The 26409-nt window shown below is 49.7% G+C and carries 21 protein-coding genes, 1 tRNA gene and 3 rRNA genes; 17 read left to right on the top strand and 8 right to left on the bottom strand.

Features of this window, described 5'->3' with window-relative positions; translation table 11 throughout:
* Nucleotides 1–23: 23 nt before the first annotated feature.
* From fabZ to tilS, 9 genes are all read left to right on the top strand, one after another.
* Nucleotides 24–479 (top strand): 3-hydroxyacyl-ACP dehydratase FabZ, encoded by a 456-nt coding sequence (gene fabZ, locus MPHASIOC01_RS22275; RefSeq protein WP_064598934.1) that lies wholly within the window; start codon nt 24–26, stop codon nt 477–479.
* 3 nt (nt 480–482) lie between these two features.
* A complete protein-coding gene (gene lpxA, locus MPHASIOC01_RS22270; RefSeq protein ID WP_064598936.1) occupies nt 483–1271 on the top strand; it encodes an acyl-ACP--UDP-N-acetylglucosamine O-acyltransferase in 789 nt (262 codons plus the stop codon).
* Nucleotides 1272–2420, top strand: a complete 1149-nt coding sequence (gene lpxB, locus MPHASIOC01_RS22265) for a lipid-A-disaccharide synthase (RefSeq protein ID WP_353613313.1) — start codon at nt 1272–1274, stop codon at nt 2418–2420. It begins immediately after the preceding gene.
* Entirely contained in the window at nt 2417–3010 is a 594-nt protein-coding gene (gene rnhB / locus MPHASIOC01_RS22260; RefSeq protein ID WP_064598940.1) for a ribonuclease HII, read from the top strand. The genes lpxB and rnhB overlap by 4 nt, the downstream gene beginning before the upstream one ends.
* A 41-nt stretch (nt 3011–3051) precedes the next feature.
* Complete coding sequence (gene dnaE, locus MPHASIOC01_RS22255) at nt 3052–6534, top strand: DNA polymerase III subunit alpha (protein WP_064598942.1); 3483 nt, start codon at nt 3052–3054, stop codon at nt 6532–6534.
* Between the two features lie 12 nt (nt 6535–6546).
* Complete coding sequence (accA, locus tag MPHASIOC01_RS22250) at nt 6547–7506, top strand: acetyl-CoA carboxylase carboxyl transferase subunit alpha (RefSeq protein WP_036105984.1); 960 nt, start codon at nt 6547–6549, stop codon at nt 7504–7506.
* 261 nt (nt 7507–7767) lie between these two features.
* Complete coding sequence (locus MPHASIOC01_RS22245; RefSeq protein WP_064598944.1) at nt 7768–9903, top strand: lysine decarboxylase LdcC; 2136 nt, start codon at nt 7768–7770, stop codon at nt 9901–9903.
* 38 nt (nt 9904–9941) lie between these two features.
* A complete protein-coding gene (locus MPHASIOC01_RS22240; protein WP_064598946.1) occupies nt 9942–10331 on the top strand; it encodes a VOC family protein in 390 nt (129 codons plus the stop codon).
* A gap of 29 nt (nt 10332–10360) precedes the next feature.
* A complete protein-coding gene (tilS, locus tag MPHASIOC01_RS22235; protein ID WP_353614969.1) occupies nt 10361–11671 on the top strand; it encodes a tRNA lysidine(34) synthetase TilS in 1311 nt (436 codons plus the stop codon).
* Nucleotides 11672–11699: 28 nt separating this feature from the next.
* On the opposite strand, the gene rof is transcribed toward tilS, so the two are convergent.
* Both rof and MPHASIOC01_RS22225 read right to left on the bottom strand, forming a co-directional pair.
* Entirely contained in the window at nt 11700–11960 is a 261-nt protein-coding gene (gene rof, locus MPHASIOC01_RS22230) for a Rho-binding antiterminator (protein WP_064598948.1), read from the bottom strand.
* Nucleotides 11947–12147: a YaeP family protein gene (locus MPHASIOC01_RS22225; protein WP_036105974.1), complete on the bottom strand. Its 201-nt coding sequence runs from the start codon at nt 12145–12147 to the stop codon at nt 11947–11949. Before MPHASIOC01_RS22225 ends, rof begins: the two co-directional genes overlap by 14 nt.
* Before the next feature lie 212 nt (nt 12148–12359).
* On the opposite strand from MPHASIOC01_RS22225, the gene MPHASIOC01_RS22220 reads away from it, so the two are divergent.
* From MPHASIOC01_RS22220 to nlpE, 3 genes are all read left to right on the top strand, one after another.
* Nucleotides 12360–12893, top strand: a complete 534-nt coding sequence (locus MPHASIOC01_RS22220) for a YaeQ family protein (protein WP_064598950.1) — start codon at nt 12360–12362, stop codon at nt 12891–12893.
* 7 nt (nt 12894–12900) lie between these two features.
* Nucleotides 12901–13323 carry an alternative ribosome rescue aminoacyl-tRNA hydrolase ArfB gene (gene arfB / locus MPHASIOC01_RS22215; RefSeq protein ID WP_064598952.1) on the top strand — a complete coding sequence of 141 codons (423 nt, stop codon included), beginning with the start codon at nt 12901–12903 and terminating at the stop codon, nt 13321–13323.
* A 196-nt stretch (nt 13324–13519) separates the two neighbouring features.
* Nucleotides 13520–14179: an envelope stress response activation lipoprotein NlpE gene (nlpE, locus tag MPHASIOC01_RS22210; protein WP_353614968.1), complete on the top strand. Its 660-nt coding sequence runs from the start codon at nt 13520–13522 to the stop codon at nt 14177–14179.
* 85 nt (nt 14180–14264) lie between these two features.
* Here nlpE and proS read toward each other — a convergent pair whose 3' ends face one another.
* The 6 genes from proS to metN form a co-directional block, all read right to left on the bottom strand.
* Nucleotides 14265–15983, bottom strand: a complete 1719-nt coding sequence (gene proS / locus MPHASIOC01_RS22205; protein WP_064598956.1) for a proline--tRNA ligase — start codon at nt 15981–15983, stop codon at nt 14265–14267.
* Nucleotides 15984–16088: 105 nt separating this feature from the next.
* Complete coding sequence (gene tsaA / locus MPHASIOC01_RS22200) at nt 16089–16796, bottom strand: tRNA (N6-threonylcarbamoyladenosine(37)-N6)-methyltransferase TrmO (protein ID WP_353613312.1); 708 nt, start codon at nt 16794–16796, stop codon at nt 16089–16091.
* A 6-nt stretch (nt 16797–16802) separates the two neighbouring features.
* Nucleotides 16803–17213: an Rcs stress response system protein RcsF gene (gene rcsF / locus MPHASIOC01_RS22195; RefSeq protein ID WP_064598960.1), complete on the bottom strand. Its 411-nt coding sequence runs from the start codon at nt 17211–17213 to the stop codon at nt 16803–16805.
* Between the two features lie 126 nt (nt 17214–17339).
* Nucleotides 17340–18155, bottom strand: coding sequence for a MetQ/NlpA family lipoprotein (locus tag MPHASIOC01_RS22190; protein ID WP_064598962.1), 816 nt, complete (start codon nt 18153–18155; stop codon nt 17340–17342).
* A gap of 40 nt (nt 18156–18195) precedes the next feature.
* On the bottom strand, nt 18196–18849 hold the full coding sequence (locus MPHASIOC01_RS22185; protein ID WP_064598965.1) for a methionine ABC transporter permease MetI: 654 nt from the start codon (nt 18847–18849) through the stop codon (nt 18196–18198).
* Nucleotides 18842–19873 (bottom strand): methionine ABC transporter ATP-binding protein MetN, encoded by a 1032-nt coding sequence (metN, locus tag MPHASIOC01_RS22180; protein WP_064598967.1) that lies wholly within the window; start codon nt 19871–19873, stop codon nt 18842–18844. The genes MPHASIOC01_RS22185 and metN overlap by 8 nt, the downstream gene beginning before the upstream one ends.
* A 183-nt stretch (nt 19874–20056) precedes the next feature.
* Here metN and gmhB point away from each other — a divergent pair, with 183 nt between their 5' ends.
* The 5 genes from gmhB (at nt 20057) to rrf (ending at nt 26338) form a co-directional block, all read left to right on the top strand.
* Entirely contained in the window at nt 20057–20617 is a 561-nt protein-coding gene (gene gmhB, locus MPHASIOC01_RS22175; RefSeq protein WP_353613311.1) for a D-glycero-beta-D-manno-heptose 1,7-bisphosphate 7-phosphatase, read from the top strand.
* Nucleotides 20618–20991: 374 nt separating this feature from the next.
* Nucleotides 20992–22533: ribosomal RNA gene (locus MPHASIOC01_RS22170) — 16S ribosomal RNA — on the top strand.
* Between the two features lie 172 nt (nt 22534–22705).
* Nucleotides 22706–22781 (top strand) — tRNA-Glu (locus MPHASIOC01_RS22165).
* 221 nt (nt 22782–23002) lie between these two features.
* Nucleotides 23003–26021, top strand: a 23S ribosomal RNA gene (locus tag MPHASIOC01_RS22160).
* A 201-nt stretch (nt 26022–26222) separates the two neighbouring features.
* A 5S ribosomal RNA gene (gene rrf / locus MPHASIOC01_RS22155) occupies nt 26223–26338 on the top strand.
* The 16S, 23S and 5S rRNA genes sit together here with 1 tRNA gene alongside, the layout of an rRNA operon.
* Nucleotides 26339–26409 lie beyond the last annotated feature (71 nt).

The following is a 26409-nucleotide window of genomic DNA, read 5'->3' as shown; positions in this document are numbered from 1 at the left end:
GTATATTGAACAGGAAGAGTATTTTGACTACTGACACTCATACTCTGCACATTGAAGAGATTTTAGAGTTGCTGCCGCATCGTTATCCTTTTTTGCTGGTAGACCGTGTGCTGGATTTTGAAGAAGGCCATTTTCTCCGTGCCGTGAAAAACGTTTCCGTCAATGAGCCGTTTTTCCAGGGACATTTCCCCGGTAAACCGATTTTTCCAGGTGTACTAATCCTGGAAGCGATGGCGCAGGCAACGGGAATTTTGGCATTTAAAAGCGTTGGTAAACTGGAGCCAGGTGAGCTTTACTATTTTGCAGGTATTGATGAAGCGCGTTTTAAACGCCCAGTCGTGCCTGGAGACCAGATGGTCATGGAAGTGACTTTCGAGAAAACACGTCGTGGGCTGACCCGCTTTAAAGGCGTGGCTCTGGTTGACGGTAAAGTGGTTTGCGAAGCCACAATGATGTGTGCACGGAGCCGGGAGGCATAATACGTGATAGATAAATCCGCCTTTATTCATCCTTCTGCCATTGTTGAAGACGGTGCTGTTATTGGTGCCGGTGCTCACATTGGTCCCTTTTGTATTGTCGGCCCCCATGTGGAAATTGGTTCTGGTACAGTTCTGAAATCCCATGTTGTTGTTAACGGCCATACGAAAATTGGCTGTGACAATGAGATTTACCAGTTTGCTTCTATTGGCGAAGTGAATCAGGACCTCAAATACGCAGGTGAACCAACGCGTGTAGAAATTGGTGATCGCAATCGCATTCGTGAAAGTGTCACTATTCATCGCGGAACAGCTCAGGGCGGGGGATTGACAAAGGTGGGCAGCGATAACCTGTTGATGATCAATGCGCATATTGCGCATGATTGCACTGTAGGAAATCGTTGTATCCTTGCAAATAATGCAACACTTGCCGGGCATGTGTCTGTTGATGATTTCGCGATTATTGGCGGTATGACGGCTGTGCACCAATTCTGCATTATTGGCGCTCACGTCATGGTCGGTGGTTGTTCTGGGGTTGCTCAGGACGTACCACCGTATGTGATAGCGCAGGGTAACCATGCATCACCATTTGGTGTGAATATTGAAGGTCTGAAACGCCGTGGCTTTAGCCGTGAAGCGATTACAGCTATCCGCAGTGCGTACAAGTTACTGTATCGTAGCGGTAAAACACTGGAAGATGTGAAGCCGGAAATTACCGAGCTGGCTGCTAACGTTCCTGAGGTTGCACTATTCACCGAGTTCTTTGAGCGCTCGACACGCGGTTTGATTCGTTAAATGAAACCTGCTCGTCCCCTCACTATTGCCCTGGTCGCCGGAGAAACCTCCGGCGATATTCTTGGTGCCGGTCTGATAAAAGCTCTGAAAGCCCGTGTCCCTGATGCCCGCTTTGTTGGGGTCGCAGGACCACGCATGCAGGCTGAAGGGTGCGAAGTCTGGTATGAAATGGAAGAACTGGCCGTAATGGGCATTGTTGAAGTGTTAGGGCGTTTACCGCGGCTGCTTCATGTCCGTGCTGACCTGACCCGGCGTTTCAGTGAACTCAGGCCAGATGTGTTTGTGGGTATTGATGCGCCCGATTTCAATCTCACACTGGAAGAAAGCCTCAAACAGCGTGGAATACGTACTGTTCATTATGTCAGCCCTTCAGTGTGGGCATGGCGGCAAAAGCGTGTATTCAAAATAGGGCGGGCAACAGATATCGTTCTGGCGTTTCTGCCATTTGAAAAAGCCTTTTATGATCGCTACTCGGTGGCATGCCGGTTTATTGGGCACACAATGGCCGATGCTATGCCCCTGGACCCGGACAAGCAGGCAGCACGTAAAATATTGGGGCTGGATCCGCAAGCGCGATGTCTTGCATTGCTGCCAGGAAGCCGGCATGCCGAAGTGTCGATGCTGAGCGCTGATTTTATCGCTACAGCACAGCTACTTCGCCAGCGTTGGCCTAATCTTGAAGTCGTTGTGCCGCTGGTCAACGCTAAACGCCGGGCTGAGTTTGAAGAGATTAAACAGCGTGTTGCTCCTGATTTTCCGCTCCACTTACTGGACGGGCAGGCACGCGAAGCCATGGTTGCCAGTGATGCTGCATTACTGGCCTCGGGCACTGCTGCTTTGGAATGTATGCTGGCGAAATGTCCTATGGTTGTCGGGTATCGCATGAAACCCTTCACTTTTTGGCTGGCCAAACGTCTGGTGAAAACACAATATGTCTCGTTGCCTAATTTGCTGGCCGGGCGCGAACTGGTACCGGAATTACTGCAGGATGAATGCCAGCCAGAAAAACTGGCGCAGGCATTAATTCCCATGCTGGAAGGCGGAGATGAGAGCCAGCATTTGCATGACACCTTCCGGGCATTACATGAGCAAATCCGGTGCAATGCAGATGATCAGGCAGCACAGGCTGTACTGGAGTTAGTTCAATGAGTGAGTTTATCTACCCACACACATACAGAGTGGCGGGGGTTGATGAAGTGGGGCGAGGCCCACTTGTTGGAGCAGTGGTGACTGCCGCCGTTATCCTCGATCCTGCCCGTCCAATATCAGGGCTGGCGGATTCGAAAAAGTTATCAGAAAAACGCCGTCTGTCACTGTACGACGAGATTGTTGATAAAGCTCTTGCCTGGAGCCTTGGTCGTGCTGAACCGGCAGAAATAGATTCACTGAATATTCTTCATGCTACTATGCTTGCGATGCAGCGTGCTGTTGCCGGTTTGAGCATTTCGCCTGAGTATGTATTGATAGATGGTAACCGTTGCCCGGTATTGCCTGTGCCTTCAATGGCCGTCGTCAAAGGTGACAGTCTGGTAGCGGAAATCAGTGCTGCTTCCATTCTGGCAAAAGTAACCCGCGATAAAGAAATGGTCGAACTGGACTTACAATATCCAGAATATGGGTTTGCTCAACATAAAGGCTACCCGACAGCTTATCACCTTGAAAAATTGGCGGCCCTGGGTGCGACAGAGCATCATCGCCGCAGTTTTTCCCCAGTCAAAAGGGCTCTGGGTCTGGCCTGAAGTACGGCCTGTCCAATTGAGACCATTAACCGGATGAAGAGATGGCTGAACCACGTTTTGTCCACTTACGGATACACAGTGATTACTCAATGATTGACGGCCTGGCGAAAGTCGGGCCGTTGGTTAAAAAAGCTGCGTCACTTAACATGCCAGCGATGGCCATTACGGATTTCACCAACTTGTGTGGTCTGGTGAAGTTTTATGGTGGCGCGCATGGTGTCGGCATGAAGCCTATTGTTGGCGCGGACCTGCAAATGACCAGTGAGATCAGTGGCGATGAAATGACGCAACTGACTGTGCTGGCTGTCAACAATACCGGTTATCAAAACCTTACCTTGCTTATTTCACATGCCTACCAGCGTGGTTATGGTGATGCAGGCCCGTGGATTGACCGTGAGTGGCTGGTTGAGTTGAGTGAAGGGCTGATAATCCTTTCCGGTGGGCGCATGGGAGAGGTGGGAAAAGCGATACTGCGTGGTAATGATGTTCAGGTCGAGCAAAGCCTGGCTTTCTGGAAACAACATTTTCCGAACCGGTTCTACCTTGAATTGATTCGCACCGGGCGACCTGATGAAGAAAACTATTTGCACGCAGCAGTAAAGCTTGCGGAGCAGCATGATTTGCCTGTTGTTGCAACCAACGATGTCCGTTTCCTTGAAGCATCGGACTTTGATGCCCATGAGATTCGTGTCGCTATTCATGATGGTTTTACACTTGATGACCCTAAACGCCCGCGCCTCTACTCTGCGCAGCAGTACATGCGCAGTGAAGACGAAATGTGCGAATTGTTCGCTGACATTCCGGAAGCGCTGGAAAACAGCGTAGAAATTGCGAAGCGTTGCAATGTCACAGTGCGCCTTGGCGAATATTTCCTTCCCAAGTTCCCAACTGGTGATATGTCCACCGAGGACTTCCTGGTAAAAAAATCTCGCGAAGGCCTTGAAGAACGCCTTGCTTTCTTGTTCCCGGATGAAGAAGAACGCCAGAAACGGCGGCCTCCCTATGATGAACGCCTGGAAACAGAACTCAAGGTTATCAACCAAATGGGGTTCCCGGGGTACTTCCTGATAGTAATGGAGTTTATCCAGTGGTCGAAAGATAACGGCGTTCCCGTTGGCCCTGGTCGTGGTTCAGGAGCGGGCTCGCTGGTGGCATATTCCCTGAAGATTACCGACCTCGATCCCCTGGCGCTGGATTTGCTGTTTGAACGCTTTCTGAACCCAGAACGTGTTTCCATGCCTGACTTCGACGTCGATTTTTGTATGGAAAAGCGCGACCGGGTTATTGACCACGTTGCGGATATGTACGGGCGTGATGCGGTTTCGCAGATAATCACATTCGGTACCATGGCGGCCAAAGCGGTTATTCGCGATGTTGGCCGTGTACTTGGGCACCCGTATGGTTTTGTCGACCGTATTTCGAAACTGGTTCCTCCAGACCCGGGGATGACCCTCGCCAAGGCGTTTGAGGCCGAGCCACAGCTACCAGAAATCTATGAAGCGGATGAAGAAGTTCGTGCGCTGATTGATATGGCACGTAAGCTGGAAGGTGTTACGCGTAATGCCGGGAAACATGCGGGGGGCGTGGTCATTTCGCCCACCAAAATTACTGATTTTGCACCATTATATTGCGATGAACTGGGTGGGCACCCGGTTACTCAGTTTGATAAAAGTGATGTTGAATATGCCGGTCTTGTGAAGTTTGACTTCCTTGGCTTGCGGACACTGACCATCATCAACTGGGCGATGGAAATGATCAACGCCCGCAGGGAGCGTGAAGGGCTGCCGCCGTTAGATATTGCGGCGATTCCGCTTGATGATAAAAAAAGTTTCGATATGCTGCAGCGCTCAGAAACAACCGCGGTATTCCAGTTGGAATCCCGTGGTATGAAAGATCTGATTAAGCGCCTGCAGCCTGACTGCTTTGAAGACATGATAGCCCTGGTGGCACTGTTCCGGCCCGGGCCGTTGCAGTCCGGTATGGTGGATAACTTCATTGACCGTAAACACGGGCGAGAAGAAATATCCTATCCTGATGTTCAGTGGCAACACGAAAGCCTGAAGCCTGTTCTTGAGCCGACTTATGGCATTATTCTGTATCAGGAACAGGTGATGCAGATAGCGCAGGTTCTCTCTGGGTATACTCTGGGTGGCGCAGATATGCTGCGGCGCGCCATGGGTAAGAAAAAGCCAGAAGAAATGGCCAAACAACGCGGTACCTTTGAAGAAGGTGCGAAAAAAAATGGCGTTGATGGCGAACTGGCAATGAAAATCTTTGACCTGGTGGAGAAATTCGCCGGTTATGGGTTTAACAAGTCACACTCAGCGGCTTATGCTCTGGTGTCGTATCAGACGCTTTGGCTTAAGGCACACTATCCCGCTGAGTTTATGGCGGCGGTGATGACCGCTGATATGGACAATACCGATAAAATTGTCGGGCTGGTGGATGAGTGCTGGCGGATGGGGCTCAAAATTCTGCCACCAGATATAAATTCTGGTCTTTATCACTTCCATGTGAATAATGACGGGGAAATTGTGTATGGCATTGGCGCAATCAAAGGTGTGGGTGAAGGCCCGATTGAAGCCATTATTGAAGCGCGCAATGAAGGGGGCTATTTCCGCGAGTTGTTCGATCTCTGTGCCCGTACTGATACTAAGAAGTTAAACAGGCGAGTGCTGGAAAAACTGATTATGTCGGGGGCGTTTGACCGGCTGGGCCCACACCGGGCTGCGCTGATGAACGCTCTTGGTGATGCGCTGAAAGCGGCCGATCAGCATGCCAAAGCCGAAGCCATTGGTCAGGCTGATATGTTTGGTGTACTGGCGGAAGAGCCTGAGCAGGTAGAGCAATCTTATGCCAGTGTAACACCCTGGCCTGAACAGGTTGTACTGGATGGCGAGCGCGAAACCCTTGGGCTATACCTTACCGGTCACCCTATTAATCAGTATCTGAAAGAAATTGAGCGGTATGTTGGAGGAATGCGTCTGAAAGATATGCACCCGACCGAGCGTGGTAAAGTTACCACTGCTGCAGGTTTGGTGCTTGCTGCGCGGGTTATGGTCACCAAGCGAGGCAACCGTATTGGTATTTGTACTCTGGATGACCGTTCTGGTCGCCTGGAAGTGATGTTATTTACCGATGCTCTGGACAAATACCAGCAATTGCTGGAAAAAGACCGTATTTTGATCGTCAGTGGACAGGTCAGCTTTGATGACTTCAGCGGGGGGCTTAAAATGACCGCCCGTGAAGTCATAGATATTGACGAAGCCCGGGAAAAATATGCACGCGGGCTTGCTATCTCGCTGACGGACAGGCAAATTGATGACCAGCTTTTAAACCGTCTCCGCCAGTCACTGGAACCCCACCGTTCGGGGACTATTCCGGTACATCTCTATTATCAGAGGGCGGACGCACGTGCGCGGTTACGCTTTGGGGCAACGTGGCGTGTATCTCCGAGTGATCGTTTACTTAACGATTTACGTGGCCTTATTGGCCCGGAGCAGGTGGAACTGGAGTTTGACTAAAACAGGAATATTATGAGTCTGAATTTCCTTGATTTTGAACAGCCTATTGCAGAGCTGGAAGCGAAAATCGATTCCTTGACCAGCGTAGGCCGTCAGGATGAAAAACTGGATATAAATATCGACGAAGAAGTTCACCGTTTGCGCGAAAAAAGCGTGGAACTGACGCGTAAAATCTTCGCTGATTTGGGGGCCTGGCAAATTGCACAGCTCGCCCGTCATCCTCTGCGTCCTTATACTCTGGATTATGTTCGCCTGGCGTTCGATGAGTTTGATGAGCTGGCCGGAGACCGTGCTTATGCTGACGATAAAGCGATTGTCGGCGGTATTGCGCGTTTAGATGGGCGCCCGGTGATGATAATCGGCCACCAGAAAGGCCGTGAAACCAAAGAGAAGATCCGCCGTAACTTTGGTATGCCGGCACCAGAAGGTTACCGCAAAGCGTTGCGCCTGATGGAAATGGCTGAGCGCTTCAATATGCCCATTATTACCTTTATTGACACTCCTGGCGCTTATCCTGGTGTGGGTGCTGAAGAGCGTGGTCAGTCTGAAGCGATTGCCCGTAACCTGCGCGAAATGTCTCGCCTGAAAGTGCCTGTCATCTGTACAGTCATCGGTGAGGGGGGCTCAGGTGGTGCTCTGGCAATTGGCGTTGGCGATAAAGTCAACATGTTGCAATACAGCACTTATTCTGTGATTTCACCGGAAGGTTGTGCCTCTATTCTGTGGAAAAGTGCGGATAAAGCCCCACTGGCTGCAGAGGCGATGGGAATTACCGCCCCACGTCTTAAAGAACTGAAACTGATAGACAGTGTAGTTGCCGAACCTCTGGGTGGGGCTCATCGTAACCCCGAAACCATGGCAGAATCATTGAAAGCGCAATTGATTGCTGATCTTGCTGATTTAGACGTGTTAAGTAAAGATGAATTACTCGACAGGCGTTATCAGCGTTTGATGACCTACGGTTACGCTTAATCAACCGACTGTCTTAAAGGGCCGCTTAGCGGCCCTTGAGCCTGATGACAAACCTCATGTTCGCAGAGAACGAGAGGATGTCACCCAATAAAAACCAGGAAAATCAATTCATTGATTTTCGGCTGCTAGCTAAAAAGAAGGAAAAACCACGCTTTTTCCTTCTTTTTCATCAATCTGAAGGGCCGCTTAGCGGCCCTTTTTCGTTTCAGGAATCAGACAGCCTGGTTATGCTTACACAAAGGAATAAGCAAAGAGGTAAATGTGAATATTATCGCTATCATGGAAACGCATGGTGTGTTTTATAAAGAAGGTCCATTACGTGAACTGGCTGATGCCCTGCGCCAGCAGAATTTTCAACTTATCTTCCCGGGAAGCAGTGCAGACTTACTGAAATTGCTTGAGCATAATCCGCGCATTTGTGGTGTGGTGTTTGACTGGGATGACTACGGCCTGGAGTTGTGCCCGGAAATCAACCAACTGAACGAACATTTGCCTTTGTATGCGTTCATCAATACGCACTCCACGTTAGATGTCAGTACCAATGAAATGCGTATGGCATTGTGTTTTTTTGAATACACCCTTGGAGTGGCACATGATATTGCTCAGCGTATTGTTCAGTACACTGATGAATATCTTGATGCCATTACTCCCCCTTTTACCAAAGCGCTGTTTACTTATGTAAAAGAAGGGAAATACACATTTTGTACCCCGGGCCATATGGGTGGAACAGCTTATCAAAAGAGCCCGGTGGGGTGTCTGTTTTACGATTTCTTTGGTGAGAATACCTTAAAGGCAGATGTCTCCATCTCTGTTACTGAACTGGGGTCTTTATTAGATCATTCCGGGCCACATTTAGAGGCAGAAGAGTATATTGCTCGCACCTTTGGTGCCGAGCAGAGCTATATGGTCACAAATGGGACATCCACTTCGAACAAAATTGTGGGCATGTATGCGGCACCCGCTGGCAGTACTGTGCTGGTTGATCGTAACTGCCATAAATCTCTGACGCATTTGCTGATGATGAGCGATATTGTGCCACTCTGGTTAAAGCCGACACGTAATGCTCTGGGGATTCTGGGCGGTATTCCGCAGTCACAATTTTCACATGAGAGTATTGAGGCCAAAGTGGCGTTAACGCCTGGTGCGAGCTGGCCTGTTCATGCTGTGATAACCAACTCTACCTACGATGGTTTGCTGTACAACACCAACTGGATCAAGCAAACCCTGGATGTTCCTTCTATTCATTTTGATTCAGCCTGGGTGCCCTATACCCAGTTCCATCCTATTTATAATGGAAAAAGTGGCATGAGTGGGGAGCGGGTTCCGGGCAAGGTCTTTTTTGAAACGCAGTCCACACACAAAATGTTGGCCGCGCTTTCTCAGGCATCGCTGATTCATATTAAAGGTGACTATGACGAGGAAACCTTTAACGAAGCATACATGATGCATACTTCCACATCTCCCAGTTACCCACTGGTGGCTTCCATTGAAACTGCGGCGGCAATGTTACGGGGAAATCCCGGCCGGCGGTTGATTAACCGCTCAGTTGAACGGGCCCTGCATTTTCGCAAAGAGATTAAGCGCCTGCGAGAAGAAGCTGATGGGTGGTTTTTTGATATCTGGCAGCCAGAAGATATTGATGAAGCAGATTGTTGGCCCATAGAACCCGGAGAGGACTGGCACGGTTTTCGTGACGCCTGCCATGCTCATATGTACCTTGATCCTGTCAAAGTTACGATCCTCACGCCTGGTATGGATCAGCAGGGTACTATGGCGAGCGAAGGGATCCCAGCCGCGCTGGTCGCCAGGTTCCTTGATGAACGCGGCGTGGTGGTGGAAAAAACTGGGCCGTATAATCTGTTGTTCCTGTTCAGTATTGGTATTGATAAAACCCGGGCGATGAGCCTGTTGCGTGGCCTGATGGAATTCAAGCGCGCTTATGACCTGAATCTGCGGGTGCGCAATATACTGCCAGACCTGTATGCAGAGGCACCTGATTTTTATCGCAATATGCGAATTCAGACACTGGCACAAGGGATCCATGATCTTATCCAGCAGCATGAGTTGCCACGCCTGATGTTAAATGCGTTTGATACGCTGCCCGAAATGGCATTGACACCCCATCAAATGTATCAGCAACAATTACGCGGTAATGTAGAAACTGTAGAAATTGAGAAACTTGCTGGTCGAGTTTCGGCGAATATGATCTTACCTTATCCTCCTGGTGTTCCCGTTGTTATGCCTGGTGAACGTATCACTGACGCAAGCAGGGGAGTGCTGGACTTTCTGCTAATGCTTTGTTCCATAGGTAAACATTACCCTGGGTTTGAAACGGATATTCATGGGGCGAGGCTTGGGGAAGACGGTATCTACCGTGTGCGGGTGTTAAAAGAATAACAGGCATTTTTACGCTAAAAGAAAGGGATAATGACATTATGCTGGCTATTAAACGCATCCATCATATTGCGATAATTGCATCCGACTATGCAGCAAGTAAGCAATTTTATTGCGACATTCTGGGTTTTACTCTGCTTGCGGAGGTTTACCGTGAAGCGCGGGACTCATGGAAGGCCGACCTCGGTTTGAACGGGCAGTATGTTATTGAGCTTTTCTCATTCCCTTTTCCACCAGCCCGCCCTTCAAGGCCCGAAGCCTGTGGTTTGCGCCATCTGGCGTTTGCGGTAGACGATATTCAGGCGGCCGTGGGTGTGCTGCAGGACAAAGGGGTAACCTGCGAACCAGTGAGAACAGATGAGTTCACCGGGAAACGGTTCACTTTTTTCAGTGACCCGGATGGGTTACCCCTCGAACTTTATCAGAGTTAATTACTGTGACGAATGACAGTATGACGGCTATGTTACCTGGCCCTTTATTTTCCCTGTCTGACCTTGGAGATCACCGCCACTTCCTGGTTGGTTTCAGTGGCGGGCTGGATTCGACAGTGCTGCTCCACCAATTGGTTGCACTGCGTGCTGAAAACCCGGCATTATCTGTTCGGGCGGTACATGTGCACCATGGCTTAAGCGCTCACGCTGATGCCTGGCTGGCGCATTGCAGGCAATTATGCCAGTTGTGGGATGTTGAGTTTATCGCCTGCCATGTGGCTGTCTCCCCGAATGGTAAAGGAGTGGAAGCTGCGGCACGGGAAGTTCGCTATCAGGCGATTGAAGCCGTTCTGGCTCCTGACGAAGCGTTGCTGACTGCTCAGCACCTTGACGACCAAAGCGAGACTTTCTTACTGGCATTGAAGCGCGGTAGCGGGCCTGCTGGCCTTTCTGCCATGCCGCGAGAAATGCAGTTTTCGGGCCGTGCGCTACTGCGCCCTTTATTATCACTTTCGCGCACTGAACTGGAGCATTATGCACGGGCTGCGAAGCTCCACTGGATTGACGATGACAGTAACACCGATACCCGGTATGACCGGAATTTTTTGCGCCTGACTATATTGCCAGAGCTGAAACAACGATGGCCTCATTTCACGCAGGCTGTGGCCAGGAGTGCGCAGTTGTGTGCGGAACAGGAACAATTGCTGGATGAACTTCTCGCGGAGGAGCTTGAGGCTCTGGTGCAGCCAGATAGTTCATTACAAATAGCGCCTCTGAACACCATGAGCGAAGTGCGGCGAGCTGCAATCTTACGGCGCTGGCTGGCGTGTCTTGGTGCAAAAATGCCTTCACGGGAGCAATTAAAGCGGTTGTGGTATGAAGTGGCCGTGAGCCGTGAAGACGCTATGCCCTGCCTCCATATAGCACCATGGGAGGTACGACGTTTCCAGGGGGCGTTATATTTGGTCAAACCTGTAAGGATCCCACGAAATGCCTGTATACCCTGGGAATATCCACTGACGCCTTTGCAATTACCTGCCGGGTGTGGGCAAGTTTTTTGCCGTGAGGTACCGGGTAATGGCCTGGCGGTGCGGCCAGCAACAGAAGATGAAAAAGTGTCCATTCGTTTTACTGCTTCGGGGTTATTGCACATTGTTGGTCGGGACAAAGGGAGGGAACTGAAGAAAATATGGCAGGAACTGGGGGTTGCACCATGGAAGAGAAGGACTGTTCCATTATTGTTTTATAACGAACAACTTATTGCGGCGGCTGGTTATTTTATTACTCAGCAGGGTGAACCCGGCCCAGACCAATGGTACTTTTGTTGGCAGCCTGAATAAATCAGGGCAGCGTTGCTGCCCTGGGCAATTATGAGTCACTGACCACTACGGTGCCAATTTCCGGGTGGCTGAAGCTGGCAATTTTATCGAGGCGCAACTCCTGGCTGTTTCCGCCGTCATCAAGCACCAGGTATTCAACGTTTTTACGCGAAATCAGATCCTGTGCCTTTGCTTTTATTACATCGCCTGTTTTTAACTCTACGGTCAGCATCAGGTGATGCTGGCAGGCCAGCTCCAGATTGTCATAGTCATCGCAATTGATTGGCTGATACGCATCATTCATTGACATAATCGCTCACCAGTAAGTTAGCGGCAGCGTAAGCTGCAGGTTCCCTGACAGAATCAGAAAGCGTTTCGTCTGAGGCAATGTTATTCAACGTTTTCAATACACAACCCAGCGCATCAGGCACATAGCCCAGGTCGCCACTGGCAATTTCTGAGTAACGTCTGCGAATCAAATCACAATATTTTTCCACATACCCTCCAGTCAGCTTTTGGCTACAGACTTATACATGGGATGCCAGTTAAGCCTACGAAGATAAATGCTGTTTCGCAAGGTGACTATAGCATACTCATCTGGTTGATATTACCGCGGGCTTATGTAAAGTCACGCATAAATTCATTCGTTTACCTGTGCAAATTAATGCTTTTCGTTACAATGCACGTCAGGTGTTTTTGTGGGGGATATATGGCATTAAAAGCAACGGTTTATAAGGCTACGGTGAATGTGGCAGATCTGAACAGGCACGTTTATCTGGAACATAACCTTACCCTGGCTCAGCACCCATCGGAAACCCAGGAAAGAATGATGCTTCGTTTGCTGGCCTGGATAATGTATGCCAGCGAGTCTTTGCATTTTACTCGTGGTTTATGTGCGGATGATGAACCAGAGCTCTGGTTACGTAATGATTTTGGTGGCATTGAACTTTGGATAGATTTAGGACTCCCAGAAGAGAAGCGCCTCAAAAAAGCGAATAGTCTTTCAGATAAAGTGGTTTTGTTTGCTTATAATTCACGGGCAGCACAAGTGTGGTATGAGCAGATGCGAGGCGTAATCAATGGTTATGCTGATTTAACAGTATGGTATCTGGACGATCAACAACTGGCGCAACTTACCGCGTTGATATCCCGCACAATGTCGCTCCAGGCAACGCTTCAGGAAGGTGTTATCTGGTTGTCTGATGGCAGCAGCAATCTGGAAATACAACCTCATCAATGGTGAATCACGGATGATTAGACTATCGAATCATGTTGTTTTAGAAGACGAAGAACTGGAGATAACAGCGATTCGTGCTCAGGGAGCGGGTGGGCAACATGTTAATAAAGCATCCACGGCAATTCATTTGCGCTTCGATATAAAGCAATCGTCATTACCTGAACACTACAAGGCGCGTTTACTGTCTGCCACGCATCACTTAATTACGGAAGATGGTGTAATCATTATTAAATCGCAATCGTATCGTAGCCAACAGATGAACAAAGATGCTGCAATCTCGCGTCTTGTCACGTTGATTCGTGAGTTGACCCGGGAAGAGAAGATCCGAAAGAGTACTAAACCAACACGGACAAGTGTTGTACGCCGGCTGGATGCTAAGAATAAACACAGTATTGTGAAGACGCTACGCAGTAAGGTTCGTCGTTTTTTTGAGTGAGGAACTGGCGTTTTTTTCAGAAATATTGAGAATTATCAGGCGTCCACCCTATCGTTGTTCAGGTATAACGATAATAAAAACCAATGAACCCTGCTTTTAAGGCAAATTTCACGCCTGGCGCAAGCCGAAAAGTTACTGGCTGAGGAATGAGAAAGTGAGAAAAATTATTATAGCGGTATCTGTTGTGTTAGGCAGTATGCTGGTGCTGTCAGGCTGTAATAACCGTGCTGAGGGCGTAGCTGTTGTGCCAGCAGAATTCAAACCTATGCAACAGAGCTACAAGGGTGTTTTGCCATGTGCGGATTGTGGCGGGATTGAAACCAGTCTTTTTTTAGAAAAAGATGGTTCATGGATTATGCAACAAAAATATCAGGGACGCGGGGACGGGACGGCTACGGCTTCCTGGGGAACCTGGGCAAGAACGGCGAATAAACTGACATTAACGGCTACTGATGGCGAAAAATGGTTCTTCCATCCTCAGGGCGATACCCTGGTGATGCTGGATCAAGAAGGCAATGCTATTGAGTCTTCACTGAACTATACATTGAAACCTGTACAACAACCGCTTCCCGAACAACCTATGCCAATGCGAGGCATGTATAAATATATAGCTGATTCCGCAACGTTTACTGATTGTGTTACAGGTAAGCGATTTCCTGTTGTCAGTAATATAGCGCTGGAAAGAGGTTACAGGGCAAGCCGTAAACCAGATATGGCACCCGTTTTAGTCGTGCTTGATGCTCATTTCACGCATGAGCCTAATCCTGATACCGGTGTAATGCATATTGCGCTGGTAGCTGATTCTGAAGGCATTTTTAAACCCAATATGGGGTGTAGTACAACGGTACAACAATAGCCTTTAGCTGTAATACGTAATATACGTCATAAAAAGAAAAGCCCTGTGATTTATTAACAGGGCTTTTTTAGTCCGTAATCCGGTCTTAACCTTTGATTTGGTTGACGAGGTAATTGAGAATTTCGCCAACTTTAATCATTTTCTTCTCACCTTCACGGCGATATTTGTATTCGATATCGTCGCTGTCCAGGTTACGGTCACCGATAACAACCATGTGTGGAATCCCAATCAGTTCCATATCGGCAAACATAACACCCGGGCGCTCTTTACGGTCATCCAGAAGTACTTCAATTCCCTGAGCACGCAGTTCGTTATACAGGCGCTCAGCAACTTCCTGAACCCGAAAAGATTTGTGCATGTTCATTGGCAGAATTGCAACCTGGAAAGGTGCAATGGCTTCAGGCCAGACAATACCACGCTCATCATTATTCTGTTCAATTGCCGCTGCCACTACGCGTGTTACACCAATCCCATAGCAACCCATTGTCAGCGTTTGATTACGGCCATCTTCACCCTGAACAGTGGCTTTCAGCGCAGCTGAATATTTGGTACCTAACTGGAAAATATGCCCCACTTCAATACCACGTTTGATAAGCAAAGTACCTTTACCATCCGGGCTTGGATCACCTTCAACAACATTACGAATGTCAGCAACTACAGGCAACGCTACATCACGATCCCAGTTGATACCGAAGAAGTGTTTACCATCAATGTTCGCACCAGCTGCAAAATCACTCATTACAGCGACGCTACGGTCAACAATTACCGGTATTGGCATATTCACCGGGCCAAGAGAACCCGGGCCTGCATTAACAATTGCACGAATTTCTTCTTCAGTGGCAAAAGTCAGCGGGCTGGCAACCAGTGGTAACTTCTCGGCTTTAACTTCATTCAGCTCATGGTCACCACGTACCAGTAAGGCAACCAGTGGATGTTCGCTGTCTTCTGCGGCTTTAACCAACAGCGTTTTGACAGTTTTTTCTACAGGTAAATTAAACTGCTCCACCAGTTCTGCGATGGTTTTCGCGTTCGGTGTATCAACGGTGCTCATAGCCTGAGAAGGTGCGGCACGTTCCGAGGCAGGTGCTACGGCTTCTGCCAGTTCAATATTAGCGGCAAAATCAGACTCGGTAGAGAAAACAATATCGTCTTCACCACTTTGTGCCAGTACCTGAAACTCATGAGAAGCACTGCCACCAATTGAGCCAGTGTCAGCCTGAACAGCACGGAAATCCAGCCCCATACGGGAGAAAATCTTGCTGTACGCCTGGTACATGGTGTCGTAAGTTTCTTGCAGTGATTCCTGGCTGGTATGGAAAGAGTACGCATCTTTCATGATAAATTCGCGTGAACGCATAACACCAAAGCGAGGGCGCACTTCATCACGGAATTTGGTTTGAATCTGGAAAAAGTTGAGCGGTAATTGTTTGTAGGAGCTCAACTCGTTACGAACCAGGTCTGTAATCACTTCTTCATGCGTTGGGCCTAATACAAACGGGCGCTCACCACGGTCAACAAAACGCAGCAATTCCGGGCCATATTGTTCCCAACGACCACTTTCCTGCCAGAGGTCTGCGGGCTGGACAACGGGCATAGACACCTCGATAGCACCGGCATTATTCATCTCTTCGCGCACGATGTTTTCGACTTTTTTCAGAACGCGCAAACCGGTGGGCAACCAGGTGTACAAACCGGAGGCCAGCTTACGAATCATACCAGCACGGAGCATCAACTGATGGCTGATGACTTCGGCGTCGGCGGGTGTCTCCTTAAGAGTGGAGAGCATGTATTGGCTAGTACGCATGTTGTTACGGTTCCAGTTGAACAAAGGTTTCAGGCACAGTGCCTGATATAAAAAGTGGTTTAGTTTACCAGCGTGGGCCAGATGTCAAAAGGGTGAACAGTGAAATTAGCGTGGCTCCAGCGCGAAGACTTCAGCACCTGCCCCGGTTATTCGCCAGCGAACATTGAAGTCTGCCAGCAATACAGCATAGGTTTTGCCTGGTGCCTCCGATTTTCGGTAAGCAGGGCGTGGGTCCTGAGACAGTACTTCGACAATAAAGCGCTCTAAGTCAGGATAGCGCGATGCCAGGTTGCGCAACTGTTCCCCGACCTGTGTGGTAAATGTTATGACAAGAGCAGCGGGTGGCTCCGTCTGCGCATAACCGGCACGGGCATCAGGTATGGATTCAGCAAAAGGAAGATAGGGTTTGACATCAATAACGGGGGTTCCATCAACCAGATCCAACCCGCCGAGGTGCAAAATCACGTTCTGCCCCCGGCACTCCACATGTTTAAGTGCCACCAGAGACTGCCCTACAGGGTTCGGCCTGAAGGTTGACCGTGTAGCGAACACCCCCATACGCGCATTGCCCCCAAGACGGGGAGGGCGAACAGTAGGACGCCAGCCATTTTCCATTGTTTGATGAAAAACGAATAGCACCCATAAATGACTAAAGTTTTCCAGGCCGCGAACAGCCTCGGCCTGATTATAAGGGGGGAGAAGATGCAATTCGCCACCCATCGCATTCACCAAACCGGGTTGCCGGGGGACGGCAAATTTTTCCTTATATGGGGAATGAATAACCCCTATCTGGTTAAGCTCGAAAACGCTCATCAGGCGTTATTTCTCAGAAACCTGTAATGCTGATCCCAGGCATACGGCTTGCCGGTAGCACCCGGGAGTACCACTGGTGACTTCACAGCTATGCAGTAAAACCGCGTTGGCTTTCATTTTTGAAGCATTAATTTGCAGACGCTTGCGTGCTGTTGGAATGTTGGGCGGAGAATCCTGGCTACTTGACTGGCATGATTCACCAGAGACTTCGCCTAAATCGCGGAAGGGTTTACCCACCAGTGCAGTTGCGTCTGTGTAAATCTGAACAGGCGCAGCGTGGCTAACTTTGGGTTGAGTATGTTCTGTTTTCGGCGGCGTTACGGTGCTTTCAACAGGTTCTACAGGGGGTCTATTTAACAATGAGCAGCCGCTGAGAAGACTCGCTAGCGCAATTAAACAGACCGGTAAAGCACGCATAATAATTCCTCGATAAAAGTGAAAACGGAATAGTTAAAACGGCTGTTATTGAAGCAAGCTATGGCACAAATAACAAGACGGGCTTGCGCCCGTCCTGTAATTATTTGTTTGTTGCCTGGGAAAGTCTTACCAACCTTTCACAGCACCGCCGTTAAAAATCTTGTTCGCAGCGGCAGCAACTTCATCTGATTCATATGCTTTAACGAATTTTTTCACGTTCTCAGCATCTTTATTATCTTCTCGAGCCACAATCAGGTTCACATACGGAGAGTCTTTATCTTCAACAAAGATACCGTCTTTTTCCGGAGTCAAACCAATCTGGCTGGCATAAGTGGTGTTGATAACAGCAAGAGCGATTTGCGCATCATCCAAAGAACGTGGCAACTGTGGTGCTTCCAGTTGAACAATCTTCAGGTTTTTCGGGTTTTCGGTGATATCCAGTACAGTCGGTAACAGGCCAACACCATCTTTGAGTTTAATCAGCCCCACTTTTTGCAGTAACAGCAAGGAACGGCCCAGGTTTGTCGGATCGTTTGGTACGGCGATTTGAGCACCATCCTGCAGTTCACTGAGGGATTTGATTTTTTTAGAGTAACCTGCAATTGGGTAAACAAAGGTGTTCCCGACCGGAACCAGTTTATAACCGCGGTCTTTAATCTGCTGATCAAGATAGGGTTTATGCTGGAACGCATTTACGTCAATGTCGCCTTTGCTCAATGCTTCATTAGGCAGTACGTAATCGTTGAAGGTAACCAGTTCAACATCCAGACCATATTTTTCTTTAGCGACTTTCTGTGCAACTTCAGCAACTTGTTGTTCAGCCCCAACGATAACGCCAACTTTAATGTGGTTAGGATCTTTCTCTTCCTGACCACAACCCACCAGAGCTAAAGAACCGATTAATGCGCCAATTGCTGCAAAGGTTCTGAATTTAAAAGACATATCCTTTCCTTACTTATATACAGTCGTGTTGATTATGTAATTACTTGTGAGTCACAGCCCGGACGATACGATCGCCACAGAATTGAATCAGGTATACCAGCAGTACCAGCAATACCAGTACGGTATTCATAACAGTAGCATCATAACCGATATAGCCGTACTGATAACCAATCTGCCCAAGACCACCGGCACCTACCGCACCACCCATCGCGGAATAACCGACCAGAGTTATCAAAGTGATAGTAGCGGCATTAACCAGCCCTGCCAGTGCTTCCGGGAGTAAAACTTTACGAATAATTTGCAGTGGCGTTGCACCCATTGCGCGTGACGCTTCAATTAAACCTGACGGAATTTCCAATAAGGCGTTTTCAACCATACGGGCAATAAATGGCGCGGCACCAACTGTCAGTGGGACAATAGCAGCCTGAAGACCAATTGATGTGCCAACAATCATGCGCGTAAAGGGAATCATCCATACCAGTAAAATAATAAAAGGAATGGAGCGGAAAATATTCACCAGGGCAGAGACTGAACGATAAAGTTTCCCGTTCTCAAGGATTTGTCCTGGCCGCGTAATATAAAGCAGTACACCCACAGGAAGGCCGAGCACAAAGCCAAAAAAGCCTGAGACGAATGTCATCGCAAGGGTTTCCCAGACACCGCGAACCATCAACCACATCATTGCTTCAGACATAACCCAGTACCTCAATTTTCACATGATGTTGTTGTAAATAAGCGATGGCTGCAGCGGTATTGGCGCTTTCTCCATGCATTTCGGCCAGCATAATGCCGAACTTAACTCCACCGGCATAATCCATTTGAGCACTAATAATGTTGTTATTCACATTAAAACGGCGAGCTGTCTCAGATAATAGCGGCGCATCTACAGACTGGCCGGTAAACTCAAGCCGCAGTAGCGGGACTGTATCGCCATTGCTGGTGGGGGAAAGGCGCTGCACGTAATCATCAGGAATATCCAAATGCAACGTTGACTGGATAAATTGTTGTGCCAGCGGCGTTTTGGGGTGTGAAAATACTTCACTGACGGTGTCTTGTTCAATCAACACCCCATTACTGATAACTGCAACACAATCACAAATACGCTTCACTACATCCATTTCGTGGGTGATGAGTAAAATGGTCAGGCCAAGACGGCGGTTGATATCTTTCAGTAGTTCCAGAATAGCGCGCGTTGTTGCTGGATCGAGCGCACTGGTTGCTTCATCACACAGCAGTACTTTAGGGTTACTTGCGAGAGCCCTGGCAATAGCAACACGCTGTTTTTGCCCGCCAGATAAATTGGCAGGGTAGACATCTTTCTTCTCGCTGAGCCCTACAAGCTCCAGTAATTCCGTCACGCGAGTATTAATCGCATCGCGAGACAGACCATCAAGCTCAAGTGGCAATGCAATATTCCCGAAAACAGTACGGGAGGACAGCAGGTTAAAGTGCTGGAAGATCATGCCAATCTGGCGGCGGGCTTTGGTCAGTTGTGTGGCAGACAGCGCAGTCAAATCCTGGCCATCAACCAGAACGCTACCCTGTGTTGGGCGCTCAAGCAGGTTTACGCACCGTATTAAGGTACTTTTACCCGCACCAGACGCGCCGATGACGCCGTAAATTTGCCCGGCAGGAACGTGCAGAGACACATCTTTCAGTGCCTGTATAGTACGGTTTCCCTGCTGGAACTCTTTGGTGATGTTAGAAAGTTTAATCATTAGTCTGGTTATTATCTTATAAATGTAAGCCGTGGCATTTACTCTGCCGATGCATCCTCGGCCATTGATGGATATGGATGTTAAGGCATCCAGACGTCTAAATCAATCTAAGTCATCAGGCAAATGTTGTCGCGAAGGAAACGTGCGATAATAGCGCCACTTTATTTCGTCAGGAGTTTTCAGGTGGCCCAAACTGTACCCGCAATCTTTCTGGATCGTGATGGCACGATTAATGTTGATCACGGTTATGTCCATGAAATTGATAAATTTGAATTCATTGATGGTGCCATTGAGGCACTACGTGAGTTAAAAGCAATGGGGTTCGCCCTTGTTTTGGTAACTAACCAGTCTGGTATTGCCCGGGGCATATTCAGTGAAGCTCAGTTTGAACAACTTACTGAATGGATGGACTGGTCGCTGGCAGACAGAGGTGTTGACCTGGATGGCATCTATTATTGCCCGCATCACCCGGAAGGCACTGTAGATGAATACCGCCAGCAATGTGATTGCCGCAAACCACAACCCGGTATGCTGATTTCTGCGCGCGATTATCTGCATATAGATATGGCTGCATCCTATATGGTTGGTGATAAAGCCGAAGATATGCAGGCAGCACAGGCGGCTGGTGTTGGAACAAAAGTGCTGGTGCGCACTGGTAAGCCTGTCACGCCTGAAGCACAGGCTTTGGCCGATATGGTGGCAGACAGCCTTGCCGACTTACCGGAACTGATAAAAAAACGCTGAAATGACTAAAAGGTGAGCGGTTGAGATTTTTTTTGTGTTTTCCGCTTGCCATCCCAAAACATGGCCCTATAATGCGCCTCCATCGACACGGCGGCACGCTTCACTGAGTGCAGTAAGCCGGGGAGATAAAGAGAAAAAATCCTGAAAAATTGGGTTGACTCTGAAAGAGGAAAGCGTAATATACGCCACCTCGCGACAGCAGGCAGAATGCCGGGTCGCACTGCTCTTTAACAATTTATCAGACAATCTGTGTGGGCACTCATAAGCACTGATATCTTAACGTCGCAAGACGCTAAAAATTATCAAGTCTTAAAGAGTGACTAACAGTTAATTCATTACGAATAAACAGTTTAATTCTTTGAGCATCAAACTTTAAATTGAAGAGTTTGATCATGGCTCAGATTGAACGCTGGCGGCAGGCCTAACACATGCAAGTCGAGCGGCAGCGGGAAGAAGCTTGCTTCTTTGCCGGCGAGCGGCGGACGGGTGAGTAATGTCTGGGAAACTGCCTGATGGAGGGGGATAACTACTGGAAACGGTGGCTAATACCGCATAACGTCGCAAGACCAAAGAGGGGGACCTTCGGGCCTCTTGCCATCAGATGTGCCCAGATGGGATTAGCTTGTTGGTGAGGTAACGGCTCACCAAGGCGACGATCCCTAGCTGGTCTGAGAGGATGACCAGCCACACTGGAACTGAGACACGGTCCAGACTCCTACGGGAGGCAGCAGTGGGGAATATTGCACAATGGGCGCAAGCCTGATGCAGCCATGCCGCGTGTATGAAGAAGGCCTTCGGGTTGTAAAGTACTTTCAGTCAGGAGGAAGGTGGTGAGCTTAATACGCTCATCAATTGACGTTACTGACAGAAGAAGCACCGGCTAACTCCGTGCCAGCAGCCGCGGTAATACGGAGGGTGCAAGCGTTAATCGGAATTACTGGGCGTAAAGCGCACGCAGGCGGTCTGTCAAGTCGGATGTGAAATCCCCGGGCTCAACCTGGGAACTGCATTCGAAACTGGCAGGCTGGAGTCTCGTAGAGGGAGGTAGAATTCCAGGTGTAGCGGTGAAATGCGTAGAGATCTGGAGGAATACCGGTGGCGAAGGCGGCCTCCTGGACGAAGACTGACGCTCAGGTGCGAAAGCGTGGGGAGCAAACAGGATTAGATACCCTGGTAGTCCACGCCGTAAACGATGTCGACTTGGAGGCTGTGCCCTTGAGGCGTGGCTTCCGGAGCTAACGCGTTAAGTCGACCGCCTGGGGAGTACGGCCGCAAGGTTAAAACTCAAATGAATTGACGGGGGCCCGCACAAGCGGTGGAGCATGTGGTTTAATTCGATGCAACGCGAAGAACCTTACCTGGTCTTGACATCCAGAGAATCCTGCAGAGATGCGGGAGTGCCTTCGGGAGCTCTGAGACAGGTGCTGCATGGCTGTCGTCAGCTCGTGTTGTGAAATGTTGGGTTAAGTCCCGCAACGAGCGCAACCCTTATCCTTTGTTGCCAGCGGTTAGGCCGGGAACTCAAAGGAGACTGCCAGTGATAAACTGGAGGAAGGTGGGGATGACGTCAAGTCATCATGGCCCTTACGACCAGGGCTACACACGTGCTACAATGGCGCATACAAAGAGAAGCGAACTTGCGAGAGTAAGCGGACCTCATAAAGTGCGTCGTAGTCCGGATTGGAGTCTGCAACTCGACTCCATGAAGTCGGAATCGCTAGTAATCGCGGATCAGAATGCCGCGGTGAATACGTTCCCGGGCCTTGTACACACCGCCCGTCACACCATGGGAGTGGGTTGCAAAAGAAGTAGGTAGCTTAACCTTAGGGAGGGCGCTTACCACTTTGTGATTCATGACTGGGGTGAAGTCGTAACAAGGTAACCGTAGGGGAACCTGCGGTTGGATCACCTCCTTACCTTAGAGATACGGTCTTTTGCAGTGCTCACACAGATTGTCTGATGAAAGTAAAGAAGCAAGGCGTTTTAACGTGGGGCGTGAGTTTGTGGCAGATAATGTCGCTCGCTTTCTATTAATGAAAGCTCACCCTGCACAAAATTACGAATCAGCGATTCGTGAACAAATTTTGTGTCCCCTTCGTCTAGAGGCCCAGGACACCGCCCTTTCACGGCGGTAACAGGGGTTCGAATCCCCTAGGGGACGCCAAGCGTTAACTGATGAGGTCAGACCTCCCAGGGGACGCCACTTGCTGGTTTGTGAGTGAAAGTCGCCAACCTCAGTATCTCAAAACTGATTCAGCAGTGAATCACGTTTGAGATATTTGCTCTTTAAAAATCCGGAACAAGCTGAAAATTGAAACACAGAACAACGCAAGTTGTTCGTGAGTCTCTCAAAACTTACAGCACGAAGACATCTTCGGGTTGTGAGGTTAAGCGACTAAGCGTACACGGTGGATGCCCTGGCAGTCAGAGGCGATGAAGGACGTGCTAATCTGCGAAAAGCGCCGGTAAGGTGATATGAACCGTTATAACCGGCGATGTCCGAATGGGGAAACCCAGTGTGACTCGTCACACTATCATTAACTGAATCCATAGGTTAATGAGGCGAACCGGGAGAACTGAAACATCTAAGTACCCCGAGGAAAAGAAATCAACCGAGATTCCCCAAGTAGCGGCGAGCGAACGGGGAAGAGCCCAGAGTCTGAATCAGCAGGTGTGTTAGTGGAACGGTCCGGAATGGCCGGCGATACAGGGTGAAAGCCCCGTACACGAAAGCGCACCCGTTGTGAGCTCGATGAGTAGGGCGGGACACGTGGTATCCTGTCTGAATATGGGGGGACCATCCTCCAAGGCTAAATACTCCTGACTGACCGATAGTGAACCAGTACCGTGAGGGAAAGGCGAAAAGAACCCCGGCGAGGGGAGTGAAAAAGAACCTGAAACCGTGTACGTACAAGCAGTGGGAGCCCCACCACCAAAGCGTTTCGCTTTGTGTGGTGCGCAAAATGCGTAACGACAGCGCGACTGACGGTTAACGGAGCGTAAGCGACGTTCAACTTAAAAAATCAGGCAGTGGAGCGTTTTGGGGTGGGGTGACTGCGTACCTTTTGTATAATGGGTCAGCGACTTATATTCTGTAGCAAGGTTAACCGTATAGGGGAGCCGCAGGGAAACCGAGTCTTAACCGGGCGTCCAGTTGCAGGGTATAGACCCGAAACCCGGTGATCTAGCCATGGGCAGGTTGAAGGTTGGGTAACACTAACTGGAGGACCGAACCGACTAATGTTGAAAAATTAGCGGATGACCTGTGGCTGGGGGTGAAAGGCCAATCAAACCGGGAGATAGCTGGTTCTCCCCGAAAGCTATTTAGGTAGCGCCTCGTGAATTCATCTCCGGGGGTAGAGCACTGTTTCGGCTAGGGGGCCATCCCGGCTTACCAACCCGATGCAAACTACGAATACCGGAGAATGTTATCACGGGAGACACACGGCGGGTGCTAACGTCCGTCGTGAAGAGGGAAACAACCCAGACCGCCAGCTAAGGTCCCAAAGTCATGGTTAAGTGGGAAACGATGTGGGAAGGCCCAGACAGCCAGGATGTTGGCTTAGAAGCAGCCATCATTTAAAGAAAGCGTAATAGCTCACTGGTCGAGTCGGCCTGCGCGGAAGATGTAACGGGGCTAAACCATGCACCGAAGCTGCGGCAGCGACACTGAGTGTTGTTGGGTAGGGGAGCGTTCTGTAAGCCGGTGAAGGTGTGCTGTGAGGCATGCTGGAGGTATCAGAAGTGCGAATGCTGACATAAGTAACGATAATGCGGGTGAAAAACCCGCACGCCGGAAGACCAAGGGTTCCTGTCCAACGTTAATCGGGGCAGGGTGAGTCGACCCCTAAGGCGAGGCCGAAAGGCGTAGTCGATGGGAAACAGGTTAATATTCCTGTACTTGGTGTTACTGCGAAGGGGGGACGGAGAAGGCTGTGTCATCCGGGCGACGGTTGTCCCGGTTTAAGCGTGAAGGTGGAGTGACCAGGCAAATCCGGTTGCTCATTAACACTGAGGCGTGATGACGAGGCACTACGGTGCTGAAGTGACAGATGCCCTGCTTCCAGGAAAAGCCTCTAAGCTCCAGGTAACACGAAATCGTACCCCAAACCGACACAGGTGGTCAGGTAGAGAATACCAAGGCGCTTGAGAGAACTCGGGTGAAGGAACTAGGCAAAATGGTGCCGTAACTTCGGGAGAAGGCACGCTGACATGTAGGTGAAGTCCCGTGCGGATGGAGCTGAAGTCAGTCGAAGATACCAGCTGGCTGCAACTGTTTATTAAAAACACAGCACTGTGCAAACACGAAAGTGGACGTATACGGTGTGACGCCTGCCCGGTGCCGGAAGGTTAATTGATGGGGTCAGCGCAAGCGAAGCTCCTGATCGAAGCCCCGGTAAACGGCGGCCGTAACTATAACGGTCCTAAGGTAGCGAAATTCCTTGTCGGGTAAGTTCCGACCTGCACGAATGGCGTAATGATGGCCAGGCTGTCTCCACCCGGGACTCAGTGAAATTGAACTCGCCGTGAAGATGCGGTGTACCCGCGGCAAGACGGAAAGACCCCGTGAACCTTTACTATAGCTTGACACTGAACATTGAGCCTTGATGTGTAGGATAGGTGGGAGGCTTTGAAGTGTGGACGCCAGTCTGCATGGAGCCAACCTTGAAATACCACCCTTTAATGTTTGATGTTCTAACCTGGCGCCATAATCTGGCGTGGGGACAGTGTCTGGTGGGTAGTTTGACTGGGGCGGTCTCCTCCTAAAGTGTAACGGAGGAGCACGAAGGTTGGCTAATCCTGGTCGGACATCAGGAGGTTAGTGCAATGGCATAAGCCAGCTTGACTGCGAGCGTGACGGCGCGAGCAGGTGCGAAAGCAGGTCATAGTGATCCGGTGGTTCTGAATGGAAGGGCCATCGCTCAACGGATAAAAGGTACTCCGGGGATAACAGGCTGATACCGCCCAAGAGTTCATATCGACGGCGGTGTTTGGCACCTCGATGTCGGCTCATCACATCCTGGGGCTGAAGTAGGTCCCAAGGGTATGGCTGTTCGCCATTTAAAGTGGTACGCGAGCTGGGTTTAGAACGTCGTGAGACAGTTCGGTCCCTATCTGCCGTGGGCGCTGGAGAATTGAGGGGGGCTGCTCCTAGTACGAGAGGACCGGAGTGGACGCATCACTGGTGTTCGGGTTGTCATGCCAATGGCACTGCCCGGTAGCTACATGCGGAAGAGATAAGTGCTGAAAGCATCTAAGCACGAAACTTGCCCCGAGATGAGTTCTCCCTGACTCTTTAAGGGTCCTGAAGGAACGTTGAAGACGACGACGTTGATAGGCCGGGTGTGTAAGCGCAGCGATGCGTTGAGCTAACCGGTACTAATGAACCGTGAGGCTTAACCTTACAACGCCAAAGATGTTTTGGTGTGAGAGAGACGAAATTTTCAGCCTGTTAACGGATAAGTAAAGTCGTGATGGATTTTACGTTATGGCAGGGCGCAGAGCCGCACAGCGCAAGGAGCATACTGAAGTATGTGACTGAGCGGGCAGGCGAGAGCAACGCAGCAAGAACGTAAAAGAGACACGACCGAGCACAAAGAATTTGCCTGGCGGCAAGAGCGCGGTGGTCCCACCTGACCCCATGCCGAACTCAGAAGTGAAACGCCGTAGCGCCGATGGTAGTGTGGGGTCTCCCCATGCGAGAGTAGGGAACTGCCAGGCTTTAATTTAAGCATCTGCATCATGCGGGTGTGGAAAGAAAAAGTAATAAGCCATTGTAATGGCTGTTGCAG

Origin of the sequence: Mangrovibacter phragmitis (assembly GCF_040429585.1) — a bacterium.
Taxonomy (GTDB): domain Bacteria; phylum Pseudomonadota; class Gammaproteobacteria; order Enterobacterales; family Enterobacteriaceae; genus Mangrovibacter; species Mangrovibacter phragmitis.
This window is presented reverse-complemented; position numbering and strand designations above follow the sequence as displayed.

Excerpts from the sequence above, each read along its gene's own strand:
- tilS (WP_353614969.1), top strand. The coding sequence starts at position 10,361 with ATGTTACCTGGCCCTTTATTTTCCCTGTCTGACCTTGGAGATCACCGC.
- rof (WP_064598948.1), bottom strand. The coding sequence starts at position 11,960 with ATGTCAATGAATGATGCGTATCAGCCAATCAATTGCGATGACTATGAC.
- tsaA (WP_353613312.1), bottom strand. The coding sequence starts at position 16,796 with ATGAGCGTTTTCGAGCTTAACCAGATAGGGGTTATTCATTCCCCATAT.
- MPHASIOC01_RS22240 (WP_064598946.1), top strand. The coding sequence starts at position 9,942 with ATGCTGGCTATTAAACGCATCCATCATATTGCGATAATTGCATCCGAC.
- MPHASIOC01_RS22220 (WP_064598950.1), top strand. The coding sequence starts at position 12,360 with ATGGCATTAAAAGCAACGGTTTATAAGGCTACGGTGAATGTGGCAGAT.
- proS (WP_064598956.1), bottom strand. The coding sequence starts at position 15,983 with ATGCGTACTAGCCAATACATGCTCTCCACTCTTAAGGAGACACCCGCC.
- MPHASIOC01_RS22190 (WP_064598962.1), bottom strand. The coding sequence starts at position 18,155 with ATGTCTTTTAAATTCAGAACCTTTGCAGCAATTGGCGCATTAATCGGT.
- arfB (WP_064598952.1), top strand. The coding sequence starts at position 12,901 with ATGATTAGACTATCGAATCATGTTGTTTTAGAAGACGAAGAACTGGAG.
- accA (WP_036105984.1), top strand. The coding sequence starts at position 6,547 with ATGAGTCTGAATTTCCTTGATTTTGAACAGCCTATTGCAGAGCTGGAA.
- metN (WP_064598967.1), bottom strand. The coding sequence starts at position 19,873 with ATGATTAAACTTTCTAACATCACCAAAGAGTTCCAGCAGGGAAACCGT.
- nlpE (WP_353614968.1), top strand. The coding sequence starts at position 13,520 with ATGCTGGTGCTGTCAGGCTGTAATAACCGTGCTGAGGGCGTAGCTGTT.
- rnhB (WP_064598940.1), top strand. The coding sequence starts at position 2,417 with ATGAGTGAGTTTATCTACCCACACACATACAGAGTGGCGGGGGTTGAT.
- lpxB (WP_353613313.1), top strand. The coding sequence starts at position 1,272 with ATGAAACCTGCTCGTCCCCTCACTATTGCCCTGGTCGCCGGAGAAACC.
- dnaE (WP_064598942.1), top strand. The coding sequence starts at position 3,052 with ATGGCTGAACCACGTTTTGTCCACTTACGGATACACAGTGATTACTCA.
- MPHASIOC01_RS22185 (WP_064598965.1), bottom strand. The coding sequence starts at position 18,849 with ATGTCTGAAGCAATGATGTGGTTGATGGTTCGCGGTGTCTGGGAAACC.
- rcsF (WP_064598960.1), bottom strand. The coding sequence starts at position 17,213 with ATGCGTGCTTTACCGGTCTGTTTAATTGCGCTAGCGAGTCTTCTCAGC.